This window comes from Ornithinimicrobium sp., from assembly GCF_051004135.1.
GTDB lineage: Bacteria > Actinomycetota > Actinomycetes > Actinomycetales > Dermatophilaceae > Ornithinicoccus.
The window spans coordinates 1-16,011 of record NZ_JBPCKQ010000066.1 but is presented as its reverse complement, the minus strand read 5'-3'; the positions used below and the strand labels follow the sequence as shown (position 1 = coordinate 16,011).

Genomic DNA, 16,011 nt, shown 5'->3' with positions numbered 1-16,011 from the left:
CCAACATCTCGTTGCTTGCGCCACTCACTGATCAGGGACGAATACAACCCCTCACGGCGACAGATCTCGGCCACCGTGATGGCATCGCAGTCCTTGGCCGCCTCGATCTCGGTCAGGATGTCGAGCTTGTACTGCGCCGGCCACGACCGCTTCGCACGGCGCACCTCAGTCACATCGTCCTCGGTCATCGTTGTCATCATCACACCTCCATGCCCTCAGTGAATACGGATACATCACCAAGCAATCACCAGTGTGTCAGGTATGGGTACTCGATGAACGCGAGACAGTCCACCTCTCGGCCCAACGAGTTCGTGTACGTCACAGGGATGCCGGTCTCCACCCGTTGGACTCCCTGCTCAAGACCCTGGAACGGCGGGAGGCTCAGTTGGTATGCGGTGACCGTCCCGGCACCGGCCAGCGCCAGGGTCCCCACGGCAGCTGCAGCGGTCACCCAGGACCGGCCAGGACGCCGACGACCAGCCACACCTGCGTCCTGGCCGACCATTTCCTGCGCCAGCAGGATCGCTGTCTCGCTGGCGGCCTTGGTAGGGACCGGCGCACCCTGCCGCAGCAGCTCGTCGAACTCGGCCTCATCCAGCACGGTGACCTCCTCAGTAGGAACGGGACACCCTGCTCATGGCCACAGCACGGCACACCGTTGCAAACGTGGACGCGCACAGTGTTAGGCCAGCAGACGGTGCTCGCAGCCTCGGGTCAGGATCAGCGTCGTCCGCCGCTGGGTTGCGGTGCTATCGCTCGATCAGGGGGTTGCGGGTCTGCAGGCGCGGGAAGTAGGAGAAGTCACGGTCCGCGGTCCACAGTTCGGAGACTCCATGCGCCAGGCAGATCGCTGCGATCCGGGCATCGTGCACTTTGGGGCCTACGACCCGGCTGTCGAGCACCACCCGCCGCAGGACGTCGAAATAGTCGGTCGACTCCCCCGCCGGACGCATCCCCTCAAGCGCCAACAGGTCCGCGGCGGCGTGCAGCGCCTGCTCCACGGGGGTCGGCGGGCCGAAGACCTTGGGATGGGTCACGATCGCCAGGAACTCGTGGATGCACGGCCAGGGAACGACCCAGTGCGCACCTGCAGCCGTCAGCGACTGGAGCGCGTCGGTGGCCGCGTCGTGGTGTGGGCCGTCCGCTCGGTGGGCGTAGACCAGGATGTTGGTGTCGACCGCGATCATGCAGGCGGCAGGTCATAGGCAAACTCCGTGATCCGCCTACCGTCTACTCCCGGCCGCAGTCCGTGCCCGGAGAACGTGGTGAACCGAAACGGCGGCGGACCTGCCGGCGCAGCAGTACGCCGCTCCAGCTCCGCGCGCAGCCCGGTCTCGATCACTTCGCGCAAGGTGGCGCCCTGCTCGCGGGCCACCCGTCGAGCCTCGGCGGCCAGCGCGTCCGGGAGCTCGATCGTCGTCTTCATACGGGCAACCATACTCCCATGCCCGTATGTCCGTACTCGCTCTCCTCAGGTTCCACCCAGCCGTCGGATAACGTGAGGCCATGTACCTGGCCTCGACCGACCGTGCCTGAGGGCGATGCGGTCTGGCGGACCGCCCGCCGGTTGCATGCCGCGCTGGCAGGTCAGGTCATCGCACACTCCGCCCTGCGCGTTCCCCGCCTGGCCACGACCGATCTGAGCGGCCGGCACACCATTGAGGTCGTTTCGCGCGGCAAGCACCTGCTGCACCGGATCGAAGGTGACCTGACCCTGCACAGCCACCTGCGGATGGAGGGCAGCTGGCGGGTGCACCGCGGCAACCGGCTACCCCCGGCAGCCGATCGGCATACCGTCCGGGCAGTTGTGGCCACCGGCGAGCGGATAGCGATCGGGGACAGTCTCGGGATGCTGGACCTGGTCCGGACCAGCCAGGAGGATCGCGTCGTCGGCCACCTCGGCCCGGACCTGCTGGACCCCGCCTTCGACCGCGACCTGACCCTGGCCAACCTGGGCAAGGATCCAGGCCGCACCGTCACCGAGGCGCTGCTCGATCAGACCAACCTGGCCGGCATCGGCACCATCTTCGCCAGCGAGCCGCTGTTCTTGCACGGCGTGCACCCCTGGGCCACCGTCGGCGAGGTCGGCCCCGACACCGTCGCCGAGCTGGTCGACACCGCCCGCCGGCTGCTGGTGCTGAGCTGCCGGATGGGGCGCACGACCGCCACGGGACGCAGCGGCAGAGACGTAGTCGACGACGCCTGGGTGCACGGACGGGTGGGCCTGCCCTGCAAGCGATGTGGCGACGCGATCCGGCTGGCCCCCATCGGACAACAGCCGCGAGAACGGGTGATCTTCTCTTGCCCCACCTGCCAGGGCGGCCGGGCACCGACCGACGACGGCAGCCGACAGGCACCGCTCGGGCACGGGCGAGCGGACTACCTACGACGCTGATCACCCGCACGACGCGTGGCCGAAAACGGGTCGCCTTTGCACCTCCGCATCGCGGTCGCTCAGGCGGCGGAGGTCTCCATCCGCTGCTCGGCGCGGGGGATCGCACCGTGGCGGATCGGCTTGGCCAGCCCCTGGGCGAGCACGGCGGCCAGCTGCTGCTCAGCAGTCTCGGCCAGGCTCACCCGGTCGGCCACGTCGGTCAGCATCTGCGACACCGGCAGCTCGAGAGCCTTGCAGATCGAAGCCAGCAGCTCGGAGGAGGCTTCCTTCTCCCCACGCTCGACCTCGGACAGATATCCCAGCGAGACAGCCGCGCTGGCCGACACCTCACGCAAGGTCCGCCCCTGGACCTGGCGCTTCTCGCGCAACACGTCACCCAACTCGCGTCTCAGCAGAACCATCGCCAACCCTCCTCTGCCTCATCATGGACACCTCACGGTTGGTGTCCTTGCTCTACGGTACCCCGATGTCCTGACAGACCACGGGTGACCCGGCCCCCCATGTGTCGATCAAGAGCTCCAATGCGCGCTGCACGGTCGCGGCTCGCACCTCATCCCTCGTGCCGTGCAAGGAGAACACCCGGTGGGCCTGCACTTCTTCCCCGCCTGCTCCGACGCCGTGCACGGCGACGTGCACCGTCCCCGGTGGCTTGCCCTCGCTGGGATCGGGTCCGGCGACCCCGGTGGTGGCCAGCCCCCACGGCACGCCCAACAGCCGGCATACGCCCACGGCCATCGCCCGGGCAGTGCGCTCCGAGACCGCCCCGTCGGACTCCAGCAGCTGCGCCGGCACGTCGAGCAGCGTGGACTTCAGTCGTATGTCGTAGGCCACGACACCCCCGGCCAGCACCGCGCTGGCGCCCGGCACCGCCGTCAGCGCAGCACTCAGCAGCCCGCCAGTGAGGGACTCCGCCGTGCCCAACGTGAGGCCGCGGCCAGAGGCCTCCGTGACCACCCGCCGAGCCAGTCCCGGCTCGGGCAGCGGCGTGCTCACCCGGAGGCGCGGGGAGCCAGCCGCCGGGCCTGCAGCACGTAGTCGACACCGGTGACCACGGTCACCACGAGCGCGGCATACATCACCACCAGACCCAGCCCGTGCAACAGCCCGGTCAGCGGCAGGATCAGCAGCAGCAGGCCCACCGACTGCAGCACGGTCTTGAGCTTGCCGCCTCGCCCGGCCGCCATGACGCCTCGGCGGAGGACGACGAAGCGCATCACGGTGATGCCGATCTCGCGCACGAGGATGACCACGGTGATCCACCAGGCGAGCTCGCCCAGCACCGACAAGCCGATCAGGGCCGCACCGATCAGCGCCTTGTCGGCGATCGGATCGGCGATCTTGCCGAAGTCGGTGACCAGTCCCTGCCGACGTGCCAGGTCACCGTCCAACCAGTCCGTTGCCACGGCGACGGCGAAGACCACCGCGGCCCAGACCCGTAGGGACGCGACGTCCCCGTCCTGGGTGAGCAGCAGCCAGGCGAACAGCGGCACCAGCACGATGCGCAGCACCGTCAGGGCATTGGGCGCGTTCCACGCACTGCCGGGCCGGCCCTGCGCCGGCATCAGCGGGCCGCCGCCGCGTCGCGATGTTCGGGCACGGGACGGGCGACCAGGTCGACCCCGTCGGTGTCCACCACCACTGCCCGGACCAGGTCCCCCACCGAGGCCCCCCGCAGACCGAGCACGGTGGTGCTGCCGTCCACATCCGGGCCCTGCTGCTCGGCCCGGCCGACCACCGCGCCGGTGTCGGGGTCGATCTCCTCCACCAGGACGCAGACCTGCGACCCGACCCGCTCGCTCGCCCGCTGGGCGGTCAGCTCCTCCACCAGTGCGCTGAGCCGAGCCACCCGCTCCTGGATCGTGTGCTCGTCGAGCTTGTCGGCATAGCCCTCCGCCTCCGTGCCGTCCTCGTCGGAGTAGCCGAAGACCCCCACGACGTCCAGCCGCGCCTCGCCCAGGAAGGCCTCCAGCTCGTGCAGGTCCTGCTCGGTCTCGCCGGGGAGGCCGACGATCACGTTGGTGCGCACCCCGGCCTCGGGCAGCCGGTCGCGCACCTGGCGCAGCAGCCCCAGGAAGGACTCGCGGTCACCGAAGCGGCGCATGGAGCGCAGCAGCGGGCCGGAGGCGTGCTGGAAGGAGATGTCGAAGTAGGGCACCACCCCGGGGGTGCCGGCCATCGCGTCGAGCAGGCCCGGCCGGATCTCGGCCGGCTGCAGGTAGGAGACCCGGACCCGCTCGATGCCCCCGATCGCGCTCAGGTCGGGCAGCAGCTGCTCCAGCAGGCGCAGGTCGCCCAGGTCCTTGCCGTAGGACGTGGTGTTCTCGCTGACCAGGAACAGCTCGCGCACCCCCCGGTCGGCCAGCCACTGCGCCTCGGCCAGCACTTCCTCCGGTCGGCGGGAGACGAAGGAGCCGCGAAACATCGGGATCGCACAGAAGGCACAGCGTCGGTCGCAACCGGAAGCCAGCTTCAGCGGTGCCCAGGGCTTGTCCTCCAGACGTGCCCGCACGACCGGAGGGCCGGAGGCCGGCGCCACGTCGGCCAGCTCGGCCCGCGCGCGAGGCGCCTGCTGGTGGCCGGGCAAGGACACCCCCGAGGAGCGGGTATGCCGTGCCGCGGGGGCCAGCGGCAGCAGCGTCCGCCGGTCGACGGGGGCGTGGGACGCGGGCCGCTCGCCGTCCAGGATGCCCTGCAGATGCGAGGACATGTCGGCGTAGGAGTCGAAGCCGAGCACAGCGTCGGCCTCGGGCAGCTGCTCGGCCAGCTGCTCGCCATACCGTTGCGCCAGGCACCCCACCGCCACGACCGCCTGGGTCTTGCCGTGCTCCTTGAGGTCGGAGGCCTCCAGCAGGGCGTCGATCGAGTCCTTCTTGGCCTGCTCGACGAAACCGCAGGTGTTGACCACCGCCACATCTGCCTGACCGGCGTCCTCGACCAGGGTCCAGCCCTGCGCGGAGAGCCGGCCGGCCAGCTCCTCGGAGTCGACCTCGTTGCGGGTGCAGCCCAGCGTCACCAGGGCGACGCTGCGCGGACCGGACATGGGCGACACTCTACGGGTCGAACCGACCGTGCTGACCCTCCTCGTGTCGGCGTGGGCCGCTCACCGACGGAACTTGATCAGGGTCAGCCCCAGCAGCCGGGCGATCACCAGGGCGATGTAGTTCATCCCGGTCAGCATCTGCAGCATGATGACCGCACGGGCGGGGTTGGCGTCGGCTTTGGGTGCGATGTCGGACAGTCCCGTCCCGGTCAGCGTGGTGGTGGACAGGAAGAGCAGCTCGAACCACGAGAGCTGCACGTCACCGCCGGCCACGGAGAAGGAGTCCGTCCACAAGATCTGCACGGCACCGTAGGTGTAGGCGAAGGCCCAGATCAGGACCGTGAAAGTGGCCCCGGTGGCGAACAGCTCGTCGCGGCTGACCCAGGTGTCGGCGAACATGTAGCGCAGCAGCGACACGGCCGTGTAGAAGTAGAAGATCGCGTGGAAGATGTTGGAGGTCAGCGTGAGCCACGGAATCTGGCTGAGGTCGGAGGTCACCGTGAGCCCTGGAGTGTCGCTCAGGAACGCCTCGGCCACCGTCAGGATCACGACCGGTGCGCCCAACGACCAGGCGACGATCCGCGTCGCTGGAGTCCGGTTGACCGCCATCACCGCGAGCGCCAGCACCAGCAGACCGAAGATGGAGATGACGGTCCGTCCGGTGCCGCCCTCATCGGTGAACGGGAAGACCATGATCCCGAGCAGCTGCGCCCCCAGCAGCACTCCCGACGGGTGCTCGCGGATCGCCGCCCAGTAGCGCTGGAACCGGTTGCGTCCGGCCGCCCCTGCATACTCGAACATCAGGCGAGCCTAGTCACCGCACTCGGGGGTCACCTCAGGACCGCCCGGTCAGCGACCAGGCGTCCTCCGGCGGCTCCTCGCTGTCGAAGTGCTCGTCTTCGAGCTCCTCGTCCTCCGCCTCATGCTCCGCCGCTGCCCGCGAGGATCCCCACTCCTGTGCCTGCCGGTCCTCATCGGACCGCTCGACCGGGTCCGGTGAGGGCGGGGGCTGCTGACCCTGCAGCGCGGCCAGGGTGGCCTCCAGGTCATCGGGCTTGACCAGCACGTCCCTTGCCTTGCTGCCCTCGGAGGGTCCCACGATGCCGCGGGACTCCATCAGGTCCATCAGCCGACCGGCCTTGGCGAAGCCCACGCGCAGCTTGCGCTGCAGCATGGAGGTCGACCCGAACTGTGTCGTCACGACCTGCTCGGCCGCCTGCAGCAGCAGGTCCAGGTCGTCGCCGATGTCCTCGTCCACCTGCTTCCTGGCCGCCACGACCGTCACGTCGTCGCGATAGACCGGCTTGAGCTGACCGGTGACGTGCTTGACCACGCCCTCGATCTCGCTCTCGGCGACCCAAGCACCCTGCACCCGCATGGTCTTGGAGGCGCCCATCGGCAGGAAGAGCGCGTCGCCCTGCCCGATCAGCTTCTCCGCGCCGGGCTGGTCCAGCACGACCCGGCTGTCGGTCACTGAGGAGGTGGCGAACGCCATCCGGCTGGGCACGTTGGCCTTGATCAGTCCGGTGACCACGTCGACCGAGGGCCGTTGCGTGGCCAGCACGAGGTGGATGCCCGCGGCCCGGGCCAGCTGGGTGATCCGCACGACCGACTCCTCGACGTCGCGCGGGGCGACCATCATCAGGTCCGCCAGCTCGTCGACGACGACGAGAAGGTAGGGGTAGGGCTGGAGCACCCGCTCGGAGCCGGCCGGTGGGGTGATCGTGCCGCTGCGCACGCCCTTGTTGAAGTCGTCGATGTGCTTGTATCCGAACGCCGACAGGTCGTCGTAGCGCTGGTCCATCTCCTTGACCACCCAGGCGAGGGCCTCGGCGGCCTTCTTGGGGCTGGTGATGATGGGGGTGATCAGGTGCGGGATGCCTTCGTATGCGGTGAGCTCGACCCGCTTGGGGTCGACCAGGATCATCCGCACCTCATCGGGGGTGGAGCGCATCAGCACCGAGGTGATCATCGAGTTGATGAAGCTGGACTTGCCCGAGCCGGTGGCACCGGCCACCAGCAGGTGCGGCATCTTGGCCAGGTTGGCGATGACATACCCACCCTCGACGTCCTTGCCGACGCCCATCACCATCGGGTGCGTGTTGTTGCGGGAGGCCTGGCTGCGCAGCACGTCGCCGAGGCTGACGTTCTCGCGGTCGGTGTTGGGGATCTCGACGCCGACCGCAGACTTGCCGGGGATCGGGCTGAGGATGCGCACGTCGGCCGATGCCACCGCATACGCGATGTTCTTGGACAGGGCGGTGATCCGCTCGACCTTGACTCCGGGGCCGAGCTCCACTTCGTAGCGGGTGACCGTCGGTCCGCGCATGAAGCCGGTGACCTGGGCGTCGACGCCGAAGTCGTCGAGCACGCCGGTCAGCGAGTCGACCACCTTGTCGTTGGCCTGTGAGCGGGTCTTGTGCGGGCTGCCGGGCTTGAGCAGCTCGTTGTCCGGGAGTGTGTAGGTGATGTCGCCGGCCAGCATGAGCTGCTCGACCCGCTGCGGAAGTGGGGTGTGCGGCGGTGCTTCGAGGGGCTCCTTGGCGGTCGCCTTGCCGGAGGTCTTGGTGCCCGCTCCCGGCATCGGCTCGGTCGACTCCCGGTCAGCCGGGCTCGAGCGACCGGCTGTCTTCGCCTCCCCCTCGGGGGTCGTGGACCCGACCGCGGTCGCTCCGGCGGGCGGATTGGCCCGCAGCGACCTGCCCTTGCCCCGCTGGATCTCGGCGGCCTGGTCGAAGGCGCGGTCGCCCTCCCGGTCACTGGCCTTGTCGCCCTTGCCGGGTCGGCGGCGCGACCTGGCTCCGGGCTGGGTCTGCGCGTCCTGCCCGGTCTCCGGCTGCGCCGAGGTGTCAAAGCGGCTGCTGTGGAACAGGTGCTCCTCGGCCTCGCGCAGACGCTCCGGTATGCGGTGCACGGGCGTGGCGGTCAGCACCAGGAACCCGAAGATCGCGAGCAGCCCGAGCAGGATGCCGGTGCCCCATACGGTGATGGCCGCGGTGAGCGGGGCGGCGACCAGGAAGCCCAGGATTCCGCCGGCACCCTGCAGCGCGGCCGCTCCCTCACCGTAGTCGGGGGAACCGTTCGCCAGGTGCGCGATGCCGCAGGCGGCCAGCACCAGCGCCGTCGTGCCGATGAGCATCCGGTGGGTGGCCGCGGACTCGGTCGGCGAGCGGAGCATCCGCATCCCGAAGAACAGCAGGACCAGGGGAAGGGCGAGGGCGATGATCCCGAAGGTGCCGGCGACCACCGCGTGGATGCCCGCTCCGACGGGCCCTTGCAACCCCCACCACTCACGGATCGCGACCACCACGGCCAGGGCCAGCAGCAGGAAGCCCACGCCGTCGCGCCGGTGCTCCGGCTCCAGCTGCTCGCCCGACCCACTCTCGCTCACCTTGCGCACTGCTCCTCCGGTCACGTGGGCCACTCCCATCCAGGTGCCCCGCACGGCTCGCCACGGCAGGGGGCCGCGCGAGACACGAGCCCGCACGGCGCTCGCACCCCGGGAGGAGCGCTTGCCGGAGGAGGACGTGCTGGACGAGGACCCCCGGCGGCTCTGCGGGCGGGTGCTGCCGCCCTCGCTGCCGCTGCCACCCTTGCCGCTTGCGCGGCCGGAGGAGGCGCGTGAGGTCGTCGCAGTCTTGGCCACAACAGCACGGTACGCGACAACCCGGCTCGTATCACGCGTCACACGCGACACAGCCCCGATTACTGTCCGATGGACAACCGCGACCAGACCGCCTGGTGATCGGTCCCGTCCACGGTGATCTCCCCCGCGGCGACGACCCCGACGCCGCGCACGAGCACGTGGTCCAGGTGGGTGAACGGCGGCAGCCACGTCCCCCGCGGCCAGGTGCGCACCCACCCTGCGCCGACGACGCGGTGGGCGTCGGTGAGCTCGCCGAAGGCGTCTCGGTATGCCGGCTGCGCGGTGGAGGCGTTGAGGTCGCCGGCCAGCACCAGCGGGGTGGCCTCGGCCTGGGCGTCCACCCAGGATCCGAGCACCGGCAACTCGGTGCGCCACTCGCGGGACAGCACCGGCGGCGGCGGGTGGGCCGCCAGGAGGGTCCACGGACCCTGCACCCCCTCGATCTGGACGGCGACCTGGTCGAAGAGCGTCGGCGCCGGAACCGACACGGGCTCGTGCGGTTGTGCCGTCAGGACCAGGGTGCCCCCAGCATCCTGGCGGGCCTGGCCGGAACGATGCGGCAGCGTCTGTGGGATCCCGCCATCGTCCAAGGTCTTCTCGAAGGCCGGGGTCACCTCCGTCAGCACCAGGGCGTCGACGTCGAGACGCGCGACGGCGTCCTCGACGTCGGGCAGGCTCGCTTCGCCATACAGCGTGTTGAGGCTCAGCACCACCACGTCGTCGCTGGAGGGAGTCGCCGTGCCGTCCTCGAGCCACCACGGCGCGGCGAGCAGCGTCATGGGCACTGCGAGGAGGCACGTGGCCAGGACCAGCAGCCAGGCTCGTGCAAGCAGGGCAAGGACCAGCAGCGGCAGCAGGCTCAGTCCGACCAGCGGCAGCCCGGACTGCAGGATCGGGACGAGCCCACCGGCGTCCCACCAGCGCAGCAGGAGCAGGCCGAGCGCCGCCGCCCACCACAAGCCCAGGACGATGGTGACGAGCCGGCGCATCCCCCCACTCTAGGAACCGGCACTGGGAGAGCGCTGGAAGCAGGCGTGTGAGGATGTCGAGCATGCCCACCCGCAAGGACACCTTCACCTCGGGCAGGGTCCGGCTGGCGGCGATCGTCGTCGTGCTCGCCGATGCCGTGATGCTCTATTCGGCGTTGATCCTGATGTTCCAGATCGAGCCCACCGACGAGGCGCTGCGGGAGTCTGCCAAGGGCAAGGCGGTCGCTACCCTGGTGCTCCCCTCGGTGATCGCGGCCGTGCTGGCACTCGTGGGTTCCGGCCAACGATGGGGACGGCATGCTCTGGTCGTCGCTGCGCTCTGTGCCCTGGTGGCGGCGGGCGTCCTGGCACTCGTTTGAGAAGGCTCCGTTGAAGATCTGGGGCTGGCGTCCCCGTCCGGCACACTGAGCGAAAGGCTCAAGCTTGCTTTCCGGTCTAAGCAACCTAGGCTGTTGTCATGACACCCGTCTCGTCCACCCGCGCCACCGTCCTGGGTGACCTGATCGGCTCGCGTCTGTCCGCGGACCGCCGAGGTCTCCACGAGAGGCTGACAGCAGCCTTGACGCACGTGAACCAGGAGATCGTGACCGACCAACCGCTCGCGGTCATCGCGGGCGACGAGGTCCAGGGCACCTACGCCGGCGTCGGTGACGCCCTGGGAGCCGTCTTCCTGCTGCGTTCGTTGCTGTCCCCAGGGACCGATCTCCGGTTCGGGATCGGCCGCGGCGACGTGACCGTGCTGGACGCGGAGACCGGGATCCAGGACGGCCCGGGCTGGTGGGCCGCACGGCAAGCGATTGAGGAGGTCGAGGCGGGCCAGCAGGTGACCGGCCAGGCCACCTGGCGCACGGCATACCGGGAGCATGAGCCGGATCATGGGACGGAGCAGGCGGTCAACGCCGCCCTGGTCTGTCAGGACCTTGTGCTGGGATCGTTGGACCAGACCGGTTGGACCATCGTGCGAGGGATGATGCAGGAGCGAACCCATGCCTCGATCGCCGAGGAGCTCGGCATCAGTCGCCAAGCCGTGCAGCAGCGGCGCAAGTCGGCCGGCCTGCCGATGCTGCTCGCCTCCATCTCTGCGCTGCGGTCCCTGCCATGAGGGTGCTCCCGTGAGTGTGCTGGCGCTGCTCCTGCTCGCGGTGGGCACGGCCGACGCCGTCCGCTCACGAGCTTGGGGTGACCGGCAGCGCGAGCATCTCGTAACCATTTTGGCCGGGCTGAGTGTGCTGGCCCTCGGCGCCGTCCTGGCCGGCCTGACGGCCCCGGCCGACGTGGGGCTGCTGGTGCTCGCGGCCCTCGTCCTGGCGGGCTGGGTGCTGGCCTCGGCGGAGGGGGTCGTGCGCGAGCGGGGCGCGGCGCCACCCCTGGCGGTCATCGGGCTGGGGACGGGCCTGTTGGTGCTGGCCTCGGGCTGGGCCTCCCCCACCGCCGGCTCGGTCGCGCGCTGGCTGGAGTGGTCGGCGCTGCCCGACGTCCCGGACCTCGACCCGGACAGGGCGATGCTGCTCGCCGGGCTGCTGCTGGTGCAGTTCGCGACCGGCAACGTCGTGGTCCGGCTCGTGCTCATCCAGGTCGGCGCGCTGCCTCGCCAAGGCACCCCGCAGGCGGCGGACCGGTTGCGCGGTGGCCGGCTGCTCGGCCCGATGGAGCGCGTGATCATCCTCGGTCTCGGACTGGCCGGTGAGGTCACCGCCGCCAGTCTGGTGATTGCAGCCAAGGGGCTCATCCGCTGGCCCGAGCTGCGCAGCAGCGACCTGGAGGACTCGGCGGTCGGGGTCGACGAGGTCACCGAGTACTTCCTGGTCGGCAGCATGGTCAGCTGGCTGGTGGCGCTCACCGCCCTGGCTGTGGCACTGCTCGGGTGAACCACATGACCTTCGCGCCTACGCCTATCCAGCGCCGGTGCACGGGCCGAAGCAAACCGGTCCCGGGGCCGATGTCGCTACGCTCCCCGGATGCAGTCGGTAGCCTCACCTTTCGAGCCCCCCGTCCTCGCTCGACGCAGGCGCGTGGGGGCGAGCCTGATCCTGCGACGGCCATCGTCGCCCGCACGGTGATCGTGGGCTCGACGGTGGCAGTCGTCACCTTCCTGGTCCTGCGACGTCTTGCGCGTCCCTCACTGCTTGCCGTGGCGGCCGCGGCGATCGCCTCCTACGTCCTGTTCCCGGGCACCTGGTATGCAGAGACGCTGTTCGGTGAAGTCATCGCAAGCGGCACGGTGGCCCAGGTCCTCGACGGTGTGGCGTGGACGGTCGTCGTGCTGAGCGTGGCCATGCTCCTCAGGCGTCGACGACGATCGGGATGATCATCGGGCGGCGGCGCAGCTTGCCGCCGACGAACGACCCCACTGAGCGACGGATGATCTGCTGCAGCTGCTGAGCGTCGGTGACCCCGTTGTTGCGTGCCTCCTCCAGTGCCCGCTCAAGCTGCGGCAGCACCTTGTCGAAGACCCCCTCCTCCTCCACGAACCCACGCGTCTGGATCTCCGGGCCGGCGGCGATCTTGCCGGTCGCAGTGTCGCGCACGACGATCACCGTCACGAAGCCCTCGTCACGCAGGATGCGGCGGTCCTTGAGCAGGCCCTCGGTGGTGCCGCCGACCGAGGAGCCGTCGACGTAGACGTAGCCGCAGTCGATGGTCCCGGCGATCCGCGCGACCCCGTCCACCAGGTCGACGACGACCCCGTCTTCGGCGAGCATCACCCGGTCCCGCGGGACCCCGGTCTGCACAGCCAGGTCGCCGTTGGCGACCAGGTGACGCCACTCCCCGTGGACGGGCAGCACGTTGCGCGGTCGCACGATGTTGTAGCAGTAGAGCAGCTCCCCCGCACTGGCGTGCCCCGACACGTGCACCATCGCGTTGCCCTTGTGCACGACGTTGGCGCCGAGCCGGGTGAGGCCGTTGATCACTCGGTACACGGCGTTCTCGTTGCCGGGGATCAGCGAAGAGGCGAGCAGCACGGTGTCGCCGGTGCCGACCTCGATCTTGTGGTCGCGGTTGGCCATCCGCGACAGGGCCGCCATCGGCTCTCCCTGCGAGCCGGTGCAGATCAGCACCTGCTCGTCCTCGGGCATTTTGGCCAGCTTGCCGAGGTCGACCAGCACCTTGTCGGGCACCTTCAGGTAGCCCAGCTCGGCGGCGATCCCCATGTTGCGCAGCATGGACCGGCCCACCATCGCGACCTTGCGGCCGGACTCCTGGGCAGCGTCCAGCACCTGCTGCACCCGGTGAATGTGGGAGGAGAAGCAGGCCACGATGATCCGCCGCTCGGCCTGGTGGAAGACCCGCTCGATCGCCGGGGCGATGTTGCGCTCGGGGGTGGTGAAGCCGGGCACATCGGCGTTGGTGGAGTCCACCAGGAACAGGTCCACGCCCTCCTCCCCCGCCCGGGCGAAGGCCCGCAGGTCGGTGATCCGGCGATCCAGCGGCACCTGGTCCATCTTGAAGTCGCCGGTATGCAGCAGCGTGCCGCCGGAGGTGCGGATCAGCACGGCCAGCGCGTCGGGTATGGAGTGGTTGACCGCGATGAACTCGCACTCGAACGGTCCCAGCGTCTCGCGGTCGCCCTCGGCCACCCCGAAGGTGTAGGGGCTGATCCTGTGCTCCTTGAGCTTGGCCTCGATCAGCGCCAGGGTCAGCTCGGAGCCGACCAGCTCGATGTCGGGCTTGAGCCGCAGCAGGTAGGGCACCGCGCCGATGTGGTCCTCGTGGCCGTGGGTGAGCACGATGGCGACGACGTCGTCGAGGCGATCCTCGATGTAGGAGAAGTCGGGCAGGATCAGGTCGACGCCTGGGTGGTGCTCCTCGGGGAAGAGCACCCCGCAGTCCACGACCAGCAGCTTGCCCTGGTGCTCGATGACCGTCATGTTGCGACCGATCTCGCCGAGGCCGCCGAGCGCGACGACACGGACGGCTCCGTCCGCGAGCGCAGCGGGTTCAGTGAGCTCGGGGTGGGGGTGACTCATGGGGTTCACCCTAACCAGCCGCCGGCCGCGCGCCGCACCGTCCTGTCGGGGGACCGTCCTACGATGGCCGGTATGCGCCAGTACCTCGACCTGCTCCAGCGGGCCCGCGACGAGGGCGCCGCCAAGGATGACCGCACGGGGACGGGAACACTGTCGGTCTTCGGGCACCAGATGCGCTTCGACCTGCAGGCCGGCTTCCCGGCACTGACCACCAAGAAGCTGCACCTGCGCTCGATCATCGGCGAGCTGCTGTGGTTTCTGCGCGGCGACACCAACGTCGCCTGGCTGCACGAGCGCGGCATCCGGATCTGGGACGAGTGGGCCGACCCCGCCGGCGACCTCGGCCCGATCTACGGCCACCAGTGGCGCTCCTGGCCGACTCCCGACGGCGGCACGATCGACCAGCTGGCGAGCGTCATCGAGGGCATCCGCAGCAACCCCGACTCGCGTCGGCACATCGTGTCGGCCTGGAACGTCGCCGACGTCGCGCAGATGGCCCTGCCGCCGTGTCACACACTGTTCCAGTTCTATGTCGCGCCGCCGCGCGACGGTGACCAGGACCCGCGCTCGGTGCTGTCCTGCCAGCTCTACCAGCGCAGCGCCGACATCTTCCTGGGCGTGCCGTTCAACATCGCCTCCTACGCGCTGCTCACGCACATGGTGGCGCAGGTGACCGGGCTGCGGGTGGGCGACTTCGTGCACACCCTCGGCGACGCGCACCTCTACCGCACCCACCTGGAGCAGGCCGACCTGCAGCTGGCCCGCGAGCCCGGGCCGCTGCCGACCCTGTGGCTCAACCCGCAGATCAGCACGATCGACGGCTTCGACCTCGCGGATGTCGAGGTCCGCGACTACGTCGCCGCGCCTACCATCAAGGCCCCGATCGCCGTATGACGCAGGCCCGGTTCAGCGTCGTCCCCTCGGTCTACCTGGCGCTGCTGCGCGAGGGAGCGCAGGGGCCGGAGGTGCTGCTGCAGCTGCGGCAGGGCACCCCCTACATGGACGGCTGGTGGGCCTGCGGTGCTGCAGGTCACGTCGAGCGGGGCGAGTCTGCCCTGGCTGCGGCGGTGCGCGAGGCCCGCGAGGAGCTCGGCATCGCGGTCGACCCCGACGACCTGGAGCCGCTGGCCACCCTGCACCGCACCTGTGCCCTGGCTGACCCGGTCGAGCAGCGCATCGACCTGTTCATGGTGCTGCGAGAGTGGGACGGCGAGCCGCTGATCGCCGAGCCGGACAAGGCCGCCGACCTGCGGTGGTGGCCGCTTGACGCGCTGCCGGACCGGGTCGTCCCGCACGAGGCGCAGGCACTGGACGCACTGCGGGCACGACATATCCCCGCCGTGCTGACCCGGGGATTCGCCCAGTCGCTGACCCTGGTGGCTGCGGTCGGGCGCAACGGCGTCATCGGCGATGGCGCCAGTATGCCGTGGCACCTGCCCGAGGACCTCGCGCACTTCAAGCGCACCACCATGGGCGGGGTGATGCTGATGGGCCGGCTCACCTTCGACTCGATCGGCCGGGCGCTGCCCGGGCGGCGCAGCATCGTGATCACCCGCGACTCGGCGTGGGCAGCGGAGGGTGTGCAGGTGGCGCACTCGATGCCCGAGGCCCTCCTGGTCGCGGGCGATGAGCAGATCTTCGTCATCGGCGGCGGCGAGATCTATGCCCAGACCATCGACATCGCTGACCGGCTGGTCATCACCCAGGTCGACCAGGAGCCCGACGGCTCCGTGCACTTCCCGGCCATCGACCCGAGGCTCTGGCGTGAGACATCGCGCGAACCCGGCGACGGCCTCACGTTCGTCACCTGGGAGCGTCACTGACCTGTAGCACGGCGGGTGCACCGTGACTGGTGCCCTCTTCCGCACACTGGTGCCCTGCGCGCGCAGGGCACCAATGTGCGAGATCGTTCACCAGTGGGGGCCAGGCCGGCGTCCAGGATTGCGGCAGTTCACGAGAAATGGCCCAGTGCG

Annotated in this window: 18 protein-coding genes and 1 pseudogene; 7 read left to right on the top strand and 12 right to left on the bottom strand. The window is 69.9% G+C overall.

Going from position 1 to position 16,011, the window contains the following annotated elements:
• The 4 genes and pseudogenes from ACR2FV_RS03805 to ACR2FV_RS03790 all read right to left on the bottom strand — a co-directional run.
• Positions 1-188: pseudogene (locus ACR2FV_RS03805) on the bottom strand (IS3 family transposase); the annotation flags it as partial.
• Positions 189-244: 56 nt separating this feature from the next.
• The gene (locus ACR2FV_RS03800; protein ID WP_434014370.1) at positions 245-601 is read right to left on the bottom strand and encodes a hypothetical protein; all 357 of its coding nucleotides are present in this window, start codon (positions 599-601) and stop codon (positions 245-247) included.
• Positions 602-749: 148 nt separating this feature from the next.
• Positions 750-1,187 (bottom strand): type II toxin-antitoxin system VapC family toxin, encoded by a 438-nt coding sequence (locus tag ACR2FV_RS03795; RefSeq protein ID WP_434014369.1) that lies wholly within the window; start codon positions 1,185-1,187, stop codon positions 750-752.
• Positions 1,184-1,426 carry a type II toxin-antitoxin system VapB family antitoxin gene (locus tag ACR2FV_RS03790; protein ID WP_434014368.1) on the bottom strand — a complete coding sequence of 81 codons (243 nt, stop codon included), beginning with the start codon at positions 1,424-1,426 and terminating at the stop codon, positions 1,184-1,186. The genes ACR2FV_RS03795 and ACR2FV_RS03790 overlap by 4 nt, the downstream gene beginning before the upstream one ends.
• Positions 1,427-1,528: 102 nt before the next feature.
• Here ACR2FV_RS03790 and ACR2FV_RS03785 point away from each other — a divergent pair, with 102 nt between their 5' ends.
• The gene (locus tag ACR2FV_RS03785; RefSeq protein ID WP_434014367.1) at positions 1,529-2,395 is read left to right on the top strand and encodes an Fpg/Nei family DNA glycosylase; all 867 of its coding nucleotides are present in this window, start codon (positions 1,529-1,531) and stop codon (positions 2,393-2,395) included.
• Between the two features lie 59 nt (positions 2,396-2,454).
• On the opposite strand, the gene ACR2FV_RS03780 is transcribed toward ACR2FV_RS03785, so the two are convergent.
• The 7 genes from ACR2FV_RS03780 to ACR2FV_RS03750 all read right to left on the bottom strand — a co-directional run bounded on the left by ACR2FV_RS03780 (position 2,455) and on the right by ACR2FV_RS03750 (position 10,070).
• Entirely contained in the window at positions 2,455-2,796 is a 342-nt protein-coding gene (locus ACR2FV_RS03780; protein WP_434014366.1) for a helix-turn-helix domain-containing protein, read from the bottom strand.
• A gap of 52 nt (positions 2,797-2,848) precedes the next feature.
• Positions 2,849-3,388, bottom strand: coding sequence for a CinA family protein (locus tag ACR2FV_RS03775; protein WP_434014365.1), 540 nt, complete (start codon positions 3,386-3,388; stop codon positions 2,849-2,851).
• The gene (gene pgsA, locus ACR2FV_RS03770) at positions 3,385-3,957 is read right to left on the bottom strand and encodes a CDP-diacylglycerol--glycerol-3-phosphate 3-phosphatidyltransferase (protein ID WP_434014364.1); all 573 of its coding nucleotides are present in this window, start codon (positions 3,955-3,957) and stop codon (positions 3,385-3,387) included. Before pgsA ends, ACR2FV_RS03775 begins: the two co-directional genes overlap by 4 nt.
• The gene (gene rimO, locus ACR2FV_RS03765; protein WP_434014363.1) at positions 3,957-5,435 is read right to left on the bottom strand and encodes a 30S ribosomal protein S12 methylthiotransferase RimO; all 1,479 of its coding nucleotides are present in this window, start codon (positions 5,433-5,435) and stop codon (positions 3,957-3,959) included. The genes pgsA and rimO overlap by 1 nt, the downstream gene beginning before the upstream one ends.
• 60 nt (positions 5,436-5,495) lie before the next feature.
• Positions 5,496-6,236, bottom strand: a complete 741-nt coding sequence (locus ACR2FV_RS03760) for an ion channel (protein WP_434014362.1) — start codon at positions 6,234-6,236, stop codon at positions 5,496-5,498.
• A gap of 34 nt (positions 6,237-6,270) precedes the next feature.
• The gene (locus ACR2FV_RS03755) at positions 6,271-8,865 is read right to left on the bottom strand and encodes a DNA translocase FtsK 4TM domain-containing protein (protein ID WP_434014371.1); all 2,595 of its coding nucleotides are present in this window, start codon (positions 8,863-8,865) and stop codon (positions 6,271-6,273) included.
• 275 nt (positions 8,866-9,140) lie between these two features.
• Entirely contained in the window at positions 9,141-10,070 is a 930-nt protein-coding gene (locus tag ACR2FV_RS03750) for an endonuclease/exonuclease/phosphatase family protein (RefSeq protein WP_434014361.1), read from the bottom strand.
• 62 nt (positions 10,071-10,132) lie between these two features.
• On the opposite strand from ACR2FV_RS03750, the gene ACR2FV_RS03745 reads away from it, so the two are divergent.
• From ACR2FV_RS03745 to ACR2FV_RS03730, 4 genes are all read left to right on the top strand, one after another.
• The gene (locus tag ACR2FV_RS03745; RefSeq protein ID WP_434014360.1) at positions 10,133-10,429 is read left to right on the top strand and encodes a hypothetical protein; all 297 of its coding nucleotides are present in this window, start codon (positions 10,133-10,135) and stop codon (positions 10,427-10,429) included.
• A 98-nt stretch (positions 10,430-10,527) separates the two neighbouring features.
• On the top strand, positions 10,528-11,172 hold the full coding sequence (locus ACR2FV_RS03740; RefSeq protein ID WP_434014359.1) for a SatD family protein: 645 nt from the start codon (positions 10,528-10,530) through the stop codon (positions 11,170-11,172).
• A 10-nt stretch (positions 11,173-11,182) separates the two neighbouring features.
• Positions 11,183-11,938, top strand: a complete 756-nt coding sequence (locus ACR2FV_RS03735; RefSeq protein ID WP_434014358.1) for a hypothetical protein — start codon at positions 11,183-11,185, stop codon at positions 11,936-11,938.
• 206 nt (positions 11,939-12,144) lie between these two features.
• Positions 12,145-12,378, top strand: coding sequence for a hypothetical protein (locus tag ACR2FV_RS03730; protein WP_434014357.1), 234 nt, complete (start codon positions 12,145-12,147; stop codon positions 12,376-12,378).
• Here ACR2FV_RS03730 and ACR2FV_RS03725 read toward each other — a convergent pair.
• Positions 12,353-14,038: a ribonuclease J gene (locus ACR2FV_RS03725; RefSeq protein WP_434014356.1), complete on the bottom strand. Its 1,686-nt coding sequence runs from the start codon at positions 14,036-14,038 to the stop codon at positions 12,353-12,355. The genes ACR2FV_RS03730 and ACR2FV_RS03725 overlap by 26 nt on opposite strands.
• Before the next feature lie 72 nt (positions 14,039-14,110).
• On the opposite strand from ACR2FV_RS03725, the gene ACR2FV_RS03720 reads away from it, so the two are divergent.
• The gene (locus ACR2FV_RS03720) at positions 14,111-14,932 is read left to right on the top strand and encodes a thymidylate synthase (RefSeq protein ID WP_434014355.1); all 822 of its coding nucleotides are present in this window, start codon (positions 14,111-14,113) and stop codon (positions 14,930-14,932) included.
• Positions 14,929-15,861 carry a dihydrofolate reductase gene (locus ACR2FV_RS03715; protein WP_434014354.1) on the top strand — a complete coding sequence of 311 codons (933 nt, stop codon included), beginning with the start codon at positions 14,929-14,931 and terminating at the stop codon, positions 15,859-15,861. Before ACR2FV_RS03720 ends, ACR2FV_RS03715 begins: the two co-directional genes overlap by 4 nt.
• Positions 15,862-16,011: the final 150 nt, after the last annotated feature.